Annotated in this window: 17 protein-coding genes, 1 other RNA gene and 1 riboswitch; of the genes, 12 read left to right on the top strand and 6 right to left on the bottom strand. The window is 58.8% G+C overall.

Annotation, left to right across the window (positions count from 1 at the left end; translation table 11 throughout):
• Window positions 1–155 precede the first annotated feature (155 nt).
• Together ACR0B0_RS16505 and ffs are read left to right on the top strand one after the other, a co-directional pair.
• Entirely contained in the window at window positions 156–2,036 is a 1,881-nt protein-coding gene (locus ACR0B0_RS16505) for a bifunctional 2',3'-cyclic-nucleotide 2'-phosphodiesterase/3'-nucleotidase (RefSeq protein ID WP_480648749.1), read from the top strand.
• A 39-nt stretch (window positions 2,037–2,075) separates the two neighbouring features.
• Window positions 2,076–2,174: signal recognition particle sRNA small type (ffs, locus tag ACR0B0_RS16500), an RNA gene on the top strand.
• Between the two features lie 32 nt (window positions 2,175–2,206).
• On the opposite strand, the gene ACR0B0_RS16495 is transcribed toward ffs, so the two are convergent.
• Window positions 2,207–3,064: an alpha/beta hydrolase family protein gene (locus ACR0B0_RS16495; RefSeq protein WP_480648747.1), complete on the bottom strand. Its 858-nt coding sequence runs from the start codon at window positions 3,062–3,064 to the stop codon at window positions 2,207–2,209.
• A gap of 135 nt (window positions 3,065–3,199) precedes the next feature.
• Window positions 3,200–3,420, top strand: a riboswitch (cobalamin riboswitch).
• A gap of 83 nt (window positions 3,421–3,503) precedes the next feature.
• Here ACR0B0_RS16495 and ACR0B0_RS16490 point away from each other — a divergent pair.
• Window positions 3,504–3,911: a hypothetical protein gene (locus ACR0B0_RS16490; RefSeq protein WP_480648745.1), complete on the top strand. Its 408-nt coding sequence runs from the start codon at window positions 3,504–3,506 to the stop codon at window positions 3,909–3,911.
• A gap of 1 nt (window position 3,912) precedes the next feature.
• Here ACR0B0_RS16490 and ACR0B0_RS16485 read toward each other — a convergent pair whose 3' ends face one another.
• Window positions 3,913–4,407: a protein-tyrosine phosphatase family protein gene (locus tag ACR0B0_RS16485; protein WP_480648743.1), complete on the bottom strand. Its 495-nt coding sequence runs from the start codon at window positions 4,405–4,407 to the stop codon at window positions 3,913–3,915.
• A 133-nt stretch (window positions 4,408–4,540) separates the two neighbouring features.
• Here ACR0B0_RS16485 and ACR0B0_RS16480 point away from each other — a divergent pair, with 133 nt between their 5' ends.
• The 3 genes from ACR0B0_RS16480 (at window position 4,541) to recR (ending at window position 7,539) form a co-directional block, all read left to right on the top strand.
• Window positions 4,541–6,301 (top strand): DNA polymerase III subunit gamma/tau, encoded by a 1,761-nt coding sequence (locus tag ACR0B0_RS16480; protein WP_480648741.1) that lies wholly within the window; start codon window positions 4,541–4,543, stop codon window positions 6,299–6,301.
• A gap of 235 nt (window positions 6,302–6,536) precedes the next feature.
• Window positions 6,537–6,881, top strand: coding sequence for a YbaB/EbfC family nucleoid-associated protein (locus tag ACR0B0_RS16475; RefSeq protein ID WP_170398342.1), 345 nt, complete (start codon window positions 6,537–6,539; stop codon window positions 6,879–6,881).
• 64 nt (window positions 6,882–6,945) lie between these two features.
• Window positions 6,946–7,539 carry a recombination mediator RecR gene (gene recR, locus ACR0B0_RS16470; protein WP_170350998.1) on the top strand — a complete coding sequence of 198 codons (594 nt, stop codon included), beginning with the start codon at window positions 6,946–6,948 and terminating at the stop codon, window positions 7,537–7,539.
• Here recR and ACR0B0_RS16465 read toward each other — a convergent pair.
• The gene (locus ACR0B0_RS16465) at window positions 7,505–8,095 is read right to left on the bottom strand and encodes a hypothetical protein (protein ID WP_170350999.1); all 591 of its coding nucleotides are present in this window, start codon (window positions 8,093–8,095) and stop codon (window positions 7,505–7,507) included. The genes recR and ACR0B0_RS16465 overlap by 35 nt on opposite strands.
• Before the next feature lie 102 nt (window positions 8,096–8,197).
• Between ACR0B0_RS16465 and ACR0B0_RS16460 the strand changes: the two genes are divergently transcribed.
• Window positions 8,198–8,686: a hypothetical protein gene (locus tag ACR0B0_RS16460; RefSeq protein WP_170351000.1), complete on the top strand. Its 489-nt coding sequence runs from the start codon at window positions 8,198–8,200 to the stop codon at window positions 8,684–8,686.
• On the opposite strand, the gene ACR0B0_RS16455 is transcribed toward ACR0B0_RS16460, so the two are convergent.
• The gene (locus ACR0B0_RS16455; RefSeq protein WP_480648739.1) at window positions 8,683–9,312 is read right to left on the bottom strand and encodes a ribonuclease T2 family protein; all 630 of its coding nucleotides are present in this window, start codon (window positions 9,310–9,312) and stop codon (window positions 8,683–8,685) included. The genes ACR0B0_RS16460 and ACR0B0_RS16455 overlap by 4 nt on opposite strands.
• A gap of 130 nt (window positions 9,313–9,442) precedes the next feature.
• On the opposite strand from ACR0B0_RS16455, the gene ACR0B0_RS16450 reads away from it, so the two are divergent.
• Together ACR0B0_RS16450 and ACR0B0_RS16445 are read left to right on the top strand one after the other, a co-directional pair.
• Window positions 9,443–10,204: a DUF1013 domain-containing protein gene (locus ACR0B0_RS16450; protein WP_480638053.1), complete on the top strand. Its 762-nt coding sequence runs from the start codon at window positions 9,443–9,445 to the stop codon at window positions 10,202–10,204.
• 54 nt (window positions 10,205–10,258) lie between these two features.
• Complete coding sequence (locus tag ACR0B0_RS16445) at window positions 10,259–10,651, top strand: hypothetical protein (protein WP_480648737.1); 393 nt, start codon at window positions 10,259–10,261, stop codon at window positions 10,649–10,651.
• 38 nt (window positions 10,652–10,689) lie between these two features.
• Here ACR0B0_RS16445 and ACR0B0_RS16440 read toward each other — a convergent pair whose 3' ends face one another.
• The gene (locus tag ACR0B0_RS16440) at window positions 10,690–11,721 is read right to left on the bottom strand and encodes a permease (RefSeq protein ID WP_480648735.1); all 1,032 of its coding nucleotides are present in this window, start codon (window positions 11,719–11,721) and stop codon (window positions 10,690–10,692) included.
• Window positions 11,714–12,022 (bottom strand): ArsR/SmtB family transcription factor, encoded by a 309-nt coding sequence (locus ACR0B0_RS16435; RefSeq protein WP_058283064.1) that lies wholly within the window; start codon window positions 12,020–12,022, stop codon window positions 11,714–11,716. Before ACR0B0_RS16435 ends, ACR0B0_RS16440 begins: the two co-directional genes overlap by 8 nt.
• 136 nt (window positions 12,023–12,158) lie before the next feature.
• Between ACR0B0_RS16435 and pdxR the strand changes: the two genes are divergently transcribed.
• From pdxR to pta, 3 genes are all read left to right on the top strand, one after another.
• Window positions 12,159–13,619: a MocR-like pyridoxine biosynthesis transcription factor PdxR gene (gene pdxR / locus ACR0B0_RS16430; RefSeq protein ID WP_170398329.1), complete on the top strand. Its 1,461-nt coding sequence runs from the start codon at window positions 12,159–12,161 to the stop codon at window positions 13,617–13,619.
• A 125-nt stretch (window positions 13,620–13,744) separates the two neighbouring features.
• Window positions 13,745–15,520, top strand: a complete 1,776-nt coding sequence (gene xsc, locus ACR0B0_RS16425; RefSeq protein ID WP_170398326.1) for a sulfoacetaldehyde acetyltransferase — start codon at window positions 13,745–13,747, stop codon at window positions 15,518–15,520.
• A 4-nt stretch (window positions 15,521–15,524) separates the two neighbouring features.
• Window positions 15,525–16,547 carry a phosphate acetyltransferase gene (pta, locus tag ACR0B0_RS16420; protein ID WP_170351007.1) on the top strand — a complete coding sequence of 341 codons (1,023 nt, stop codon included), beginning with the start codon at window positions 15,525–15,527 and terminating at the stop codon, window positions 16,545–16,547.
• Window positions 16,548–16,590: the final 43 nt, after the last annotated feature.

The following is a 16,590-nucleotide window of genomic DNA, read 5'->3' as shown; positions in this document are numbered from 1 at the left end:
ACGGCTGCCCTTTTGTTGCAATGCCAATGTTGCAATGCCAATTCGCACCACCCGAAAACTTGAAGTCGTCAATTGACTAAAAACACGCTATGCAAGTTGCATTTATTATACTTTTTGGAGAAAATGATTAACATATAACCGCCAGAAGTAGAAATTTGACACATCCCCTTCTCCCGTCCCGCGCACCACTGAAGATACGGGTTCTGGCAACATCCGATCTGCATATGAATCTATGCGGCTTCGATTATTATTCGGACACCCCCGACCCCTCAATCGGCTTTACCCGCACCGCCAGCCTGATCCGCGCAGCCAGGTCCGAGGCCGAAGCGCAGGGTGCTCTGGTGGTTCTGTGCGACAACGGAGATTCACTGCAAGGCACGCCACTGGGGGAATGGGCGGTTCAATCCGAAAACGCACCACACATCCTGATGCAGGCATTTTCCGAGCTGGGTTATGACGCAATCGGGCTCGGAAATCATGATTTCGGCTTTGGACTGGAAACGCTGGGCCGTGTGATTGCAGATGCTGCGTGCCCGGTGATTTGCAGCAATGCATACCGACAAGACGCCCCCTCCTGCTGGCAAGATCATGCGATTTTGAATCGAGAAATAAAATTTGATGATCAACATGTTACGCTGAAAATTGGTGCGTTCTCAGTCCTGCCACCGCAGACAGCCAAATGGGAAGCACACCTGCTACAAGGCAAGGTCGTCATCGAAGATATCCTGACTTGCGCCGCACAAAAAGTGACGAATCTGAAAGCGCAGGGTTGCGATTTGATCCTTGCATTGGCGCATACAGGGATAGGGTCGGCCGAACCGGAAACGGGTTTGGAAAATGCCGTCATCCCGCTGGCCGGTATCGAAGGAATTGATGCGCTGATTGCCGGGCATTCACATCTGACACTGCCCGGAAACACACATGACGGGATTGAACACGTCGATGCAAATCGGGGTCTGGTTCACGGAAAGCCGGTGGTCATGCCCGGTGCGTCCGGGTCATTTCTGGGGGTGATCGACCTGACATTGGACAGGGCGGGAAATGGCCATTGGACCGTTCAGGATCATCGCGTCAGTCTGCGGTCGATATGCCCAACCAAACCCGACGGCTCACCCAAGCCTATCCAGGAAGACCCTGTTTTGGCGCGCCTTTTTGCCCGGGGCCATTCGGAAACTCGGCGGCGCACGGCGCAACCCGTTGGCCAGACCGATAAGCATTTGCACAGCTATTTCAGTTTTTGCGCCCCGGACAAAGGTTTGGTTCTGACCGCCGCGGCCCAGGCAGCAGCCCTGCGGCCCTATCTGCAGGGCACGTCATTTGCGGATTTTCCTGTTCTGTCCGCGACCGCGCCTTCAAAGTTCGGGGGGCGTGCCGGCCCCCGGTTTTTCACCGACGTCCCGCCCGGCCAGATATGCCTGCGCCATGTCAACGACATGTATGCGTTTCCCAATGAGCTGCAGGCGGTAGTTGTCACCGGAGAGCAGATCAGCGACTGGCTTGAGATGTCTGCAGGCGTGTTCAACCAGATTACGCCGGGACATCAGACCACATTGGTCGACATCAACAGGGCGGGGCATAATTTTGATATTATACAGGGGCTTACTTATCAATTTGATCTCTCTCAACCGGCTCGGTTCGACGCTGGCGGTCACTTGATCGACCCCGTCAACCGGCGCATTCGCAACATTCGCTTTGACGGCCAACCGATGGCCGCCGATCAACGGTTCGTCGTCGCACTGAACAATTACCGTGCCAATGGCGGGGGTCACTTTCCCTTTGTTGATCAGGCCGAGCCCATCGCGCTGCCGAACCTTCCTGTTCAGCGCGTCTTGCAGGACTATCTGTCCGGCGCACTGCCGCAAGATCCCTTGCAATATGCGCCCTATCCTTTTGGCTTTGCCCCGATGCAGGGCGCGACTGCGCTGTTAAGAACTGGTCCGAAGGCACAAACCCACATTGCCGAGCTTGAAGAATATGACCCTCACGTCGTCGGAGAAGACGATGAGGGCTTTTTGTTGATCCGTTTGACGCTCTGACGGGTTGTGTTTCCTGCGCCCGTTGCCTATATCAGACCCCGAGAGGTTGGCGCGGGCGAGCGCCTCGCCAACCTGGTCAGGTCCGGAAGGAAGCAGCCACAACGAGCCCCGCTTGGGTCGATGTCCAACCTCTCACTTAAGCTCCCGACATGGAATTGTTGCGAACAGGCCTAGGCAATCAACCGTGGCCAGACAGCCGAATTGCGCCGGGCAAAGGCACCGATATGGCCAACCTCGGACAGTCCGAACTCGGCCGGAGACAACAAATGGCGGCGTGCGTTGGGCCCGTACAGATCAGCCAGCCGCCAGACCGCGTTCTTTGGCACCAGATCGTCATCCTCAAAGCTGAACAGATCCACTGGTGTGTCTGACTGTGCCCAGCGGGCCTCGGGCAAGGACACGCCGATTTCAGGCAGGTAGTTGCGCGGCGCAGTACACCAGCGGCGCCACTGCCAATAGACGCTGGCAGGCAGGTTCGATCCGAATCCTAGTGCCTTGCCCGGCAGGTAACCCAGCGCTTTTACGGCCAGGGGCGCGTGTCCGTACCAAAACAGCAAAGCCAACGCCCGATAAGGCCAGGGATGGTCCGACACAGTCACCGGCCCGGCGCAGACGCAGATCATACGGTCGATCTGATCAATATCGGGTTGAATCGGCCCCAGCATACCGCCGACGGAATGGCCGATGCTCCAGTGCTGCGCGTCGGGGTATCGCCTGCGCATCTCGGCCCGAGCCGCAGGCATGTCGATCAGCGCCCAATCCGCCATCGTGGCCTGAGCTGACTTCAATGGCCTGCTCTGCGAATGGCCGAAATCGCTGTAATCATAGGTCAGACAGGCCATGCCATGTTCCGCAGCCAACCAGCGTGCAAAATGCTGATAATAGTCGCGCGGCACCCCGGTGGCGCTGTGGATCACCACTGCGATCCCAGGTTCGGCCACCGGCAGATACAGCCGAGCCGACAGTTGGGTCGAACCAGAAGGAAACTGAAAATCCTCGGTTAAAACAGCTTGTGCGGTATCCAGCATGGCGCCCTCAATCTGAACCGATTAGTTCACCACCCCAAACGGCATCTTTTGCCGCCCTAAGTCAATCCTGTTTCCGCATGACCACGCGTCCACTTTGCCCCACCAAAAGGCGGCTTGACTCAGGTCACCCCTACCCGCTAGCGATTGGGTGATGGTTCTCGTCCCCGGTCCCCGGGGCGGGATGAAAAGGGAACACGGTGCGGTTCTGCCCGGAAAACCGGAACGAACCAAGGCCGCGACTGCCCCCGCAACTGTAAGCGGTGAGCAATGCCGAAACACCACTGGCCGCAAGGCTGGGAAGGTCGGCAACGCAACGACCCGCAAGTCAGGAGACCTGCCATCGAACAAGAAACTGAAACTCGGACGGGGTGTCCGGGCAGGTCGTCAGCACGCTGCCACACCTGATCCATGCCCCCGTTCCACGCGCGGAGGGCGCAATATGATCTGGAAGACAAAGACACACCAATTTACCGCAACCGTTTGCCAACGCACAGGAAAAACCTGTCCGGCGCTGGCCCGGATGGCGCGCACGATCGTGCAGGCGATGGACGCGGCCGTTCCTGCGACGACGCCTGATTTTGAGTTCGACGGCAGCACTGAGCTGGCCTATTGCACGCAAGGATGCAGCGCACGGTTTCGCGCTCAAAAAGACCTGATCCGGGTCTTTTGTGGAACAAGCGAGGATGCGCCCCTCGAGTCGCTGGATGCTTACGCAGATATGATGTTCGGCCCGGATGTGACCATGCGCCCCGCAGGCATGCTAACCACCCCCCCCTGCGCCATGCTTGAGGTCACAGCGATTCCGCCCAACCCGGTGGCACAGGCAGAGCGGCAGGTGGCGCTCTGATCTAGCCGCGCGTCCGCCCAAGGGCTGCCCATTCCATCTGGCCGTCGGTCTCGACGGCGCAGGACCGCACCGCCCGCAAACGGGCCAACGCTGTCTCGGGGTCTTCGCCATGCTCGACCATAAGGCGCAGCACGATCATCCCGGACCGGCCACAGCCGCCCCGGCAATGCACCAGCACCCGCCCCCCGCAGGACAGGATATCAGTCGCCGCAGGGCTGACACTGCCCCACGCCGCGTCAACCTCAGGAGGCGGCGTACCGAAATCCGCAACCGGCAGATGCACCCATGCGATATTGAGTGCGTGCAGGTCTTCGCCAAGCCCACTTGCGCCCTCTTGCAGTATTTCGATCTCGGTGGTCATCGAGATCACAAGATCCGGCTGCCAGTCGCGGATCATTCCCAAGTCCCGCGTATACCCGCCACCGCGCCCCGGAAGGGGCGACAAGGCAACGGTGCCGTTTCCAATCTGAACTGAATGAAGTGCGAACTGGCTCACTACGGACCCTCCCTGATACTCGCTTCTAAGGCGTGCAAATTGTGCTGCAAACCGAAATTCACCCAAGCCTGCTGTGGACGCGGGCGGCGGGGGTCTCTACGCTGCATCGGAACCCGAATCCGACAGAGCAGATATGAACGACACGCCCAGCCCCGCCTATCAGGTTCTTGCCCGCAAATACCGCCCGGAAACTTTTGCCGATCTCGTCGGTCAGGATGCCATGGTGCGCACGCTGAAAAACGCGTTCGAGGCCGACCGCATCGCGCAGGCCTTCATCATGACCGGCATTCGCGGTACCGGCAAAACCACCACGGCCCGGATCATCGCCAAGGGCATGAACTGCATCGGCCCCGATGGCGAGGGTAAGCCGACCACGGAACCCTGCGGCCAATGCGAGCATTGCGTGGCCATTATGGAAGGCCGCCACGTCGATGTGATGGAGATGGACGCCGCCAGCCGCACCGGTGTGAACGATATTCGCGAGATCATCGACAGCGTCCGCTATCGCGCGGCTAGTGCGCGCTACAAGATCTACATTATAGACGAGGTCCACATGCTGTCGACCAGTGCGTTCAACGCGCTGCTCAAGACGCTTGAGGAACCGCCCGAGCATGTGAAGTTCATCTTTGCCACAACCGAGATTCGCAAAGTGCCGGTGACGGTGCTGTCCCGTTGTCAGCGGTTTGACCTGCGTCGGATCGAGCCCGAGGACATGATCGGCCTGCTCAGCAAGATCGCGGCGGCGGAAAACGCTCAGATCGCGGATGACGCGCTGGCGCTGATCACCCGTGCAGCCGAGGGTTCGGCTCGGGATGCAACCTCGCTGCTGGATCAGGCAATCTCGCACGGTGCGGGTGAAACCAGCGCCGATCAGGTCCGCGCGATGCTGGGCCTGGCTGATCGCGGTCGGGTACTGGACCTGATGGACATGATCCTGCGCGGGGACGCTGCAGGCGCGCTGACCGAGTTGGGCGGGCAATATGCCGAAGGAGCCGATCCGCTGGCCGTGCTACGCGATCTGGCCGAGATCACCCATTGGGTCTCTGTGGTTAAAATCACGCCAGACGCAGCCAATGATCCCACCGTTTCGCCGGACGAGCGCGCGCGTGGTCAACAAATGGCCGAAGCCCTGCCGATGCGCGTCCTGACCAGGATGTGGCAGATGTTGCTTAAAGCGCTCGAAGAGGTCTCGGCGGCCCCAAATGCCATGATGGCAGCTGAAATGGCAGTGATCCGACTGACCCATGTGGCAGACCTGCCCAGCCCGGAAGAGTTGATCAAACGTCTGCAAGACACGCCCCCACCGCCAAATGGCGGACCCGGTGGCGGGATACCGGTGCCATCACATGCCGCGGTTCAGACGCAAGCGCCGGTGGCATCTTCTTATTCAGCTCCCGCCCATGGTGGGGGCGGCGGCGCTCCCAGCGCGGCGTTGGCGCAGGATGTGCAGGCCGCCCTGGCACGTTATCCGACCTTCGATCATGTGGTCGAACTGATCCGCGCAAACCGGGACGGCGTGCTTCTGGATGAGGTGAAGCGGTCTTTGCGGCTTGCAGCCTATCAACCCGGGCGTATCGAATTCCAACCGACCCAGCGTGCCTCGGCCCAGTTGGCGCAACGTCTGGGGACCGCCCTGCAGCGATGGACCGGTAACCGCTGGGCAGTCACTGTCGTCAACGAAGGCGGCGGCGAGACGATCTATGAAAAGGAAAACGCGGCTGAGGAAGCACTGAAGGCAGAAGCCCGCGAACACCCGCTGGTGCAGGCGGTTCTGGCCCAGTTCCCGAAGGCGCGGATCAAAAGCATCGAAACGCCTGAGCAACGCGCAGCCAAGGTCGAAACCGAAGCCCTGCCCGAGGTCGAAGACGAATGGGACCCGTTCGAGGAAGACTGAGCCACTTCAACACACACCCCCGAAATCCTCCCGCGCCCGCCACGGGCCATCGGCTGACGCCGATCGCCCTGAGCGGCCTTGGGCCCGGCAGCGCGGGCTTTGCCCGCGCTGCCGGGCCCAACGGGAGGAAAGGTCTTTCAAAGACCTTGACGACGGGCGGGAGCAACCCCACCCCCTTGTGCCACACGGGTACCACCCGTATTTAGGCGACAAAGCGATACACAGGAGAATACCGATGCTCAAAGGACTCGGCGGTCTGGGCGACATGGCCAAGATGATGAAATCCGCGCAGGACTTGCAGGCCAAGATGACCGACATGCAGGAAGAGCTGAACAACATGACGGTCGTTGGCGAATCCGGTGCAGGACTGGTCAAGGCCACCGCCACCGCAAAAGGTGAGCTGAAAGGTCTGGACATCGACCCATCGATCTTTAACGGCGACGACAAGGAAGTGGTCGAGGACCTGATCCTGGCCGCCATCAAGGACGCACAAACCAAAGCGACTGAACGCGCACAGGCCGAAATGGCGAAGCTGACCGAAAGCATGGGCCTGCCCGCAGACATCAAGCTGCCGTTCTGATACCCCCTCCTGACGGATCATCGGCCGGGCGCCCCTGCCCGGCCCCTTTGCAGGAGCACCCTCGGTGAGTTCGAACAGCGATATCGACAACCTGATTGATCTGATGGCCAAGCTGCCGGGCCTCGGCCCCCGCTCGGCCCGCCGCGCGGTGTTGCATCTGATCCGCAAGCGCGCCCTGCTGCTGACACCCCTGTCGGACGCCATGCAGCAGGTTGCCATCACCGCCCGCGAATGCCTGAACTGCGGCAACGTCGGCACCACCGATATCTGTGACATCTGCGACAGCGAGGACCGCGCGACCGGAGAGCTATGCGTGGTCGAAGACGTGGCCGACCTGTGGGCAATGGAACGCGCCGGGGTCTTCAAAGGCCGCTATCACGTTCTGGGCGGCACATTGTCGGCGCTGGACGGGGTCGGCCCGGACGAACTTCGCATTCCTCGCCTCAAGGACCGCGTGACAGCCGAAGGGATCACCGAGATCATCCTCGCCCTGAACGCCACCGTCGACGGTCAGACTACCGCGCATTATATTGCCGATCAGTTGGAAGGACAGGTCCGCCTGACCTCGCTGGCGCAAGGCGTGCCGATTGGCGGAGAGCTGGATTATCTGGATGACGGGACGATCACGGCTGCGTTGAGGGCGCGGAAAGAGCTTTGATCTTGTCAGGTGTTCCGTTTGACAAGTGCTCAAGCTTATTTCTGGTGATATTGCATTGCACCAACCATTCATACGGCAGAACATTGACCGCGACGTTGTTCGGCAGTTGGTAAAATGACATGCTCCGATAACTCCAAGCATATGGAACGCAGTCTTTTAGGGCTGCTGCATGTAAATAGAACTGAAACTCTCTTGGCGCATTTCGAAGCGTTTGAAAGAACGAATTCCTAAACTCTACGTCCGTACCGAAGGCATTGATTTCTCGGGCACGTAGAAAGCTTGTATACGACCCGACAAACACGCCTGAAAGGCTCATAGCCATGACAATAAACACCGGCAGGGTCACTTGGGACTTGAAACCAAGCTTACTTAAGAACGCACCAACAAAAAAACCAAAAAAACCGCCGAGAAACACAAAAGCCAACCAAAATGGGGCACCCAATCGACCGTTCCAAATCGTAATAAATGCTATTGGCTGAAAAACACCTCCGAACAGGAATAGAGAAGTCATAGAGTATGCGAAAACGCTGAATAGCGCGGTGAGCAACAGCTTCATCGGCTCCAAGTCACTGTAATTTCTTACAAAGAAGTTATACCTTTGTAATTCAATAAAAAATTAATAACGTCAATAGAACCCTATTAGTTTGAGAGTTGTTTGATGACCCGCCTTCTCGCCCTCACAATCGCCGCCTTCACCGCAACTGCAGCTTGGTCGCAGGAACTCATCGACAAAGGCTTTGTCGAAGGCTGGAACATCATGATGGACCCCGCGCTGGGCAATGGGTGTCTGATCCAGACGATCTATCAAGACCTCTCGGTGGTGCGTATCGGCTATGACGCGTTGGACAATCGCGGGTATTTCGCCGTCTACAACAAGGCCTGGGGCGATATTGAGCAGGGTAAGAGTTACCCAATCCGCTTCGAACTCGATGGTAAAAGCTTTGATGCCACTGCCATCGGCTTCAATCAGCGTGACGTGCCGGGCGCGACAGTGTTCTTCACCGACCGCAGTTTCGTTAACGCCATCGCGCAGAACAAAACCATGACCGTCTATAACCCGGCAGGCGAAGTGGTGATGGCAATTGATCTCAAGGGCACCGCCAAAGCGCTGGACTATGCCCGCGACTGCCAGAACCGGAAGCTCTAACGAATCGGATCGAACAGCGCGTCTTTGGCTGTGCAATCGCGGATAACGTCGCGACCACAAGGCACCGGATTAAGGTCGCGCGACAGGCACAGACGGACCTCTTCAATATAGCCCTGCTTGCAGGTGATTGTGATCATGTCCCGCTCTAAACCGGGATTGGCCTTCAAAAACGCCTCTTCGACCACCGAGGCGGGTAACTTGACCGATGTCTCCAATTGACGGAACACTTGCGGACGCACGACTCCGTCATAAGCCTGCCGAGACAGCGCGAAATAGTCCGGCGCGGACAGCCCCGAACAGGTTCCGTGCTTTTTCCACTGGTGCCACGCCAAACCCGAAGAGCCCTGAATATCCGTCATTTCGCGTGTCATGCGGCGCGTTGGCGGTGCCTCAGCCGTGCGACAGAACGCTGGCCAACCCTGGTGATATTGCGGCCACAACCCATGCAATATCCAACCGTGATCATGGCGCGCATCGCATTGGTCCGACCCGCGCGCATCGCCTTCGCGGGCGCACCAGTTGGGCGACCAACTTAGCGACAGGACGTAATAGTCGAATTGACCGGCTTTCTCTCCGTCTGCCAGTGCGGCGACCGCGCTCAAGACCCACAAAATCACCCAGCGCATTCGCCTCTTCCCTTCTTGCCTTGCCGCGACTATATAGGCCCCGAGTTCCCCGACAACGGAAACCTGCCCCAAAGCTTCGGGGCCGCCGAATTCCGGCGACGGGACAGATGTATTTATAGGAGACGGGCTGATGGCAAAACCGCTTATGGCCAAGGCAACAGCCGTATGGCTGGTGGACAACACCACGATCAGCTTCAAGCAGATCGCGGATTTCGTGGGCATGCACGAGTTGGAAGTGCAAGGCATCGCCGATGGCGACGTGGCCGCGGGCGTGAAAGGGTTCGACCCCATCGCCAACAACCAGCTGACCCAGGATGAGATCGACTCGGCGCAGGGCAACCCGCTGCATAAGCTGAAGCTCAAGTTCAACCCAGCTGCTAGCGGTGAAGAAAAACGTCGTGGTCCGCGCTATACCCCGCTGTCCAAACGGCAGGACCGTCCGAACTCGATCCTTTGGCTGGTCAAATTCCATCCCGAACTTAGCGACGGTCAGATCGCCAAGCTGGTGGGCACCACCAAGCCAACCATTCAGTCGATCCGCGAGCGTACCCACTGGAACATTTCGAACATGCAACCGATCGACCCGGTTGCGCTGGGCTTGTGCAAGCAATCCGAGCTGGACGCCATCGTTCAGAAAGCCGCAGCCAAGAAGGCAGCCGAAGGTGGCGTCATGAGCGATGACGAACGCCGCAAGCTGGTTTCGACCGAACAATCGCTGGAAATGGACGCAGCACCCAAGATCCCAACCGCCATCGAAGGTCTGGAAACCTTCTCGCTGTCTGACGAGCCTGTGGAAGAGAAAGAAGAAGAGCCGGTCATCGACGCCGACAGCTTCTTCAACCTGCCCAAAGGCGGGGCCGAGGATGAAGACGAAGACGATCTGCGCCCCTAAGGCACAGATGGCCCCAGTCCGAACAGGCAGGGGCTTTTTTCCCGCAGGGATTCCATGCTGACCATCCTGTCCAAAATCTTTGGCCCGCACCACGCCGTATCGATCTATGCTTTTTTGAAGACATGGGGTTTGTTGGCGGTTGCAATCGTCGGCACCATCTCAATTGCTACCGCATTGCTGGTTTTCAATGACAACGGCGCGCACGAACATGACTCGTACCTGACCGTTTCGGTTCTGTCGGCAACCCCCGTGAACGGTGACTTGAAGAACGGTGTCATAGCCTCGATTCAATTGCCGGATGGGTCGGCCACCTCCATCAACGAACCCAAAGAGCATGTCGCACGAACAGTAGGCACCACAGCCTGTGTCGAAAAACGTGTCTACGTAAACAGCGGAGAGGCACGGTACAGGTTCAAATTGCCGAGCCTGTGCGAGGCCAACCAATAAGCAAAACCGCCCGGAGGTATCTCCGGGCGGTTTTTCCTTTAGATCATCTGAAACAGAATACCAGCAATGATCGCCCCGGTAATCCCAAGACCCAGATAGGTGGCAAAGACCCGTGGTTTGACCAGTGACCACACCGCTGCCATCGCCGGGATCGAGCTGACCGCACCCGCGATCATGAACGACATCGCGGCCCCCGCACTCATCCCCTGTTCTGTCAGCCCCGCTAGCAGTGGCGGCGCGACGTAGGAATTCAGATAGGCAGGCATCCCGACCAACGCCGCGATCACGATGGGTACGACACCTTCGCCCCCCACCACGCGGGCGATCAGATCGGCCGGAACATAACTGACCAACAGCGCCTCTAACACATAAGCCAGGGCCAGCCATTTCAGCAGGAACAGCCCGTTGTGAACGAATTCCGACTGGAACCGCTGACGACGCTCAGCTTCCTGCCAGAATCGCCAGACCGGTTTGTCATCCTGTTTTGGGCCACCACAAGCGCTGCAACCGGCCGGTTTGTAGTCGCGCAGCGGTTGGGCAAAGGCGCCCGAGCGCTTCAGGCCGCGCACAACGAAACCGCCGAACAGACCCAGCGCCACCGCAGCAATCGCCTTGCCTATCGCAAAGGGCCATCCTAACGCACCGGCGGTGATCAATAGGGTTGGCGGGTCAATCAACGGAGAGCTGAGCCAGAACGCCATCACCGCAGACAGGGGCGCACCCAGCGCCAGCAATCCGGCAATGAACGGGATGACCTCACAGGAACAGAACGGCGCCAATCCACCAAACACCGCAGCAAGGAAGATCATCCGCGTCTCGCGCCCTTCAAAGGCGCGCGCGACCATCACCTCGGCCCCGGTCGCCTTGAGGTAGGACAGCAACAAAACGGCAAACAGGATATACTGGCCGGTATGGATCAGCGCCTTACCAGCAAAAGTCACGACTTCAACCCAATTACCAGGGTCCAGAACAGCCACGGCGGCCAGGATTGCAACGATCAATGCCCAAGGGGTTTTGATCAGATCAAGCGCCTTCACGGGCACTTTGGGATTTTGCGTCAGTTCAGCCATCGTTCGCGGCCTTTCCCACTTCGTCCGCGCAGCATTCGGCAAGGATGAACTGCGCCAGATTTCTCAACTCGTCATAGCAGGCACGGTTGATCGTGCTGCGCCCGACTTTCTCTTGTTCCACGACACCGCCAGCGGCCAAAAACCGAAGGTGATGCGCCAAGGTTGACGGTGCTATTCCCGTCCGCTCTTGAATTTCACCAACCGTCAGGCCCGCCTGCCCGGCGCGGACCAAAGTTCTCAGAACCTTCAACCGGGCCTCGGACCCCATGGCCGAAAATCCTGCTGCAGCAGTTTCCCACATATTCGATTCTCCATTAAACTAGATTTCTAGTTATTTAGGTTAATTGAAACCCACCGTCAACCACGGCAACGCGGGAATTTTTGGAAAAGTCATAAGTCCAGATTGCTCATCTTTTAGGTCCACCCTATAAGACCTCATGGCAATATCGGTCGACACATTCTTTCTTGAGCTGAACGGGCAAGGTACGCTGCAGGCGCAGATCCAGCAGATGATTGCCGAAGGCATACTGTCCGGCAGGTTTCATGTCGGGGAAAAGCTGCCCTCATCACGCAAACTGGCCGCCCATCTGGGTGTCAGCCGGATTACGGTGACGCTGGCCTATACCGAACTGCTGGCCAATGATTATCTGACGGCAAAGGGGCGTTCGGGCTATTTCGTCTCGCAAAACGCACCGGTGCCGCCGAAATACACACCCCTTCAGCGCGGTGCCGAAACCGTGGATTGGGATGCTGCGCTGGCCCGCCGATTCTCGGGCGGGGACATGCTGTCGAAACCACGGGACTGGCGCAGCTATCGCTATCCATTCATTTACGGGCAAGCGGATCGCAATCTTTTTGACCACGCCAACTGGCGCCTGTGTGCCGTACGCGCCCTTGGGCACAAGGATTTCGAATCCCTCACCACCGATTACGTGGATCAGGATGATCCGTTGCTGGTCGAATTCATTGCCCGTCACACCCTGCCCCGCCGCGGCATCGCCGCCCGCCCCGAAGAGATTCTGATCACCATGGGCGCGCAGAACGCACTGTGGCTGGCCTCACGAATTTTGCTGACCCACAATCGCACCGCGGTGATCGAAGACCCATGCTATTACTCTCTGCGCAGCCTGCTAGAGCATTGGGATTGCGACGTGACTCCGATACCCGTCGACCGCGACGGGCTGCCCCCTGAGACATTGCCTGACACCGCCGACGTTATCTTTACGACGCCCAGTCACCAAAGCCCAACCACTGCAACTATGCCCGTTGAACGCAGGCACAAATTGCTGGAACGCGCGCACGACCTGGACGCAATGGTGGTCGAAGACGATTATGAGTTCGAAATGGCCTTTCTGGGCGCGCCCTCTCCGGCGTTGAAGTCAATGGACCGCGATGGCCGCGTGATCTATGTCGGCAGCTTTTCAAAATCGCTATTTCCGGGATTGCGCCTGGGATACATGGTCGGCTCGGAACCTTTCATCCGCGAGGCGCGGGCGCTGCGTTCGTTGGTGTTGCGCCACCCGCCGGGGCACATCCAGCGCACCGCCGCCTATTTCCTGTCATTGGGCCATTACGACGCGCAGATCAGGCGCATGTCCAAGGCTTTGGCGCGCAGGCGTGAGGCCTTGGACCAAGCGATCGACAAACACGGGCTGACAGTGGCCGGGCGTGGCATCATGGGCGGATCATCCCTGTGGATGTCTGCCCCTGAACACGTCGACACAACGCAACTGGCCCACACGCTGCAGGGCCAGAGCGTTCATATCGAACCCGGCGCGCCGTTCTTTTCGGGGCCGGATCAGCCGAAGAATTTCTACCGTATCGGCTATTCCTCGATCCGGCAGGACCGTATCGAACCGGGTGTGAAATTGATCGCAGAGGCCATACGCGGCTGTTAGCGCCATACTGGACATATTCCGCAAATCCATCTGGCCCTAACGCAGCCCTCCCCCATAGGTCAAAACCGTATGCAAAGGCGGGGCACCGGGCCCGGCCATTCCACACATGCGCGGAGATCACACACATGAAAATGACGACTGAAGAAGCATTCGTTAAGACGTTGCAGATGCACGGGATCGAACATGCGTTCGGTATCATCGGCTCGGCCATGATGCCGATCTCGGATATTTTCCCGAAGGCCGGAATTTCGTTCTGGGACTGTGCGCACGAAGGGTCCGGCGGCATGATGGCCGACGGCTACACCCGCGCGACCGGCAAGATGTCGATGATGATCGCGCAAAACGGTCCTGGGATCACCAACTTTGTAACGGCTGTTAAAACCGCATACTGGAACCACACACCAGTACTTCTGATCACACCACAGGCCGCGAACAAAACCATCGGTCAGGGCGGTTTTCAGGAGATGGAGCAGATGCGCATGTTCTCGGACTGCGTGGCTTATCAGGAAGAACTGCGTGACCCGTCGCGTGTCGCCGAAGTTCTGAACCGGGTAATCCTGCAGGCCAAGCGTGCCTCGGCACCGGCTCAGATGAACATCCCGCGCGATATGTGGACCCAGGTTATCGACATCGAGCTGCCGAAGATCGTTGAATTCGCTCGCACCGCAGGCGGTGACGAGGCACTGCAGGAAGCGGCTGACATTCTGTCGGAAGCCAAGTTCCCCGTCATCCTGAACGGCGCTGGCGTTGTTCTGTCCGGCGCGATCCCCGCATCTGCCGAGCTGGCCGAACGTTTGACCGCACCGGTCTGCGTTGGCTACCAGCACAACGACGCCTTCCCCGGCTCGCACCCGCTGTTTGCCGGTCCTTTGGGCTATAACGGCTCGAAAGCTGGTATGGAGCTGATCGCCAAAGCAGACGTCGTACTGGCTCTGGGCACCCGTCTGAACCCGTTCTCGACCCTGCCCGGCTACGGCATCAACTACTGGCCGACCGACGCCAAGATCATTCAGGTTGACTTGAACCCTGACCGTATCGGCCTGACCAAAGATGTCACGGTTGGCATCGTTGGCGATGCCAAGAAAGTTGCCGAAGGTCTACTGGCCCGTCTGGGTGATCATGCTGGTGACGCAGGTCGAGAAGATCGCAAAAACACCATCGCCACCACCAAATCTGCTTGGGCGCAAGAGCTGAGCTCGCTGACCCACGAGAACGACGATCCGGGCACCACCTGGAACGAGCGCGCCCGTGCCGCCAAGCCCGACTGGATGAGCCCGCGCATGGCGTGGCGCGCAATTCAGGCGGCGCTGCCGACAGAGGCAATCATCTCGTCCGACATCGGCAACAACTGCGCCATCGGCAATGCGTATCCGTCGTTTGAAGAGGGTCGCAAATATCTGGCTCCTGGCCTTTTCGGCCCCTGCGGCTATGGCCTGCCAGCGGTTATCGGTGCCAAGATTGGCTGCCCCGATGTTCCGGTTGTCGGTTTCTCAGGTGACGGCGCATTCGGCATCGCAGTGAACGAGCTGACGGCGATTGGTCGCGAAGAATGGCCTGCTGTAACCCAGATCGTTTTCCGCAACTATCAGTGGGGCGCGGAAAAGCGTAACTCGACCCTGTGGTTTGACGACAACTTCGTGGGCACAGAGCTGGACCAGCAAGTATCGTATGCGGGCATCGCGCAAGCTTGTGGACTGAAGGGCGTTCAGGCGCGCACACAGGACGAGCTGACTGCGGCGCTGAACCAGGCGATCATCGATCAGAAAAACGGCATCACCACGCTGATCGAAGCGATGATCAACCAGGAATTGGGTGACCCGTTCCGCCGCGATGCGATGAAGAAGCCCGTCGAGGTCGCTGGTATCGACGCTGCGGACATGAAGCCCCAGGCCGGAGCATAATTACGTGAAGCCCCTGCGCCAAATACTTGGGGCTGCGACCAGTTCCAAAAAGATCATCGCCCTTGCTGAGGGCGATGATCCACGTGTGGTGGAAGGTGCGCTGAAAGCGCGTGCCGAAAATGCCGCCGATATCATCCTTGTGGGCGATCACGCCAAGATCACCGCCTTGCTGGCGGAAAAAGGCGGATCCGATGTGGACGGGATTACCATCCATGACCCCGCGACATCCCCCCATACAGATCGGTTCGCCACGACCTATTATGAGCTGCGCAAGCACAAGGGCATGACGCCAGAGAACGCGCAGAAACTGATCAGAAGCCGCCTGAACTATGCCGCCATGCTGGTCCACCTGGGACTGGCTGATGGCACCGTCGGAGGGGCGGTTGAAACCACCTCGGACACTGTGCGCGCCGCTTTGCAGATCATTGGCAAAGCGCCCGACGCCCATATGGTGTCCAGCTTCTTTCTGATGATTTATGACCGCGACCACCACGCGGTTCAGGGTGTTCACATCTTTGCCGATTGCGGTCTGGTTGTTGATCCCGACGAACGGGAACTGGCCGAAATCGCGCAGGCATCGGCGGCGTCGTACCACGCACTGACCGGCCAAGAACCCCGTGTTGCCATGCTGTCCTTTTCCACAGGCGGCAGCGCCAACCATCCCAAAGTTTCCAAGGTGGTCGAAGCCACCCGGATCGCCAAAGCCGCAAGCCCGCATCTGCTGATCGACGGAGAGCTGCAGTTCGACGCCGCCTACGTGCCCGAAGTTGCCAGCAAAAAGGCCAAGGATTCGCCGTTGAAGGGGCAAGCCAACGTGTTTGTCTTCCCGAATCTCGATGCCGGGAACCTCGGCTACAAGATCGCACAGCGTATTGGCGGGGCCGAGGCCATCGGGCCGGTTCTGCAAGGACTGGCGAAACCAGCAAACGACCTGTCACGCGGCTGTTCGGCAGATGATGTTCTGCACATGATTGCAGTGACCGCTGTTCAGGCCCAGCACGACGATGCCGAGCCCGAGACATGCTGATCCGGAACCAGCATAACTTCGGCGGCATACTCGCCGATGACGC

The organism is Ruegeria sp. BA12, assembly GCF_056539625.1.
This window is presented reverse-complemented; position numbering and strand designations above follow the sequence as displayed.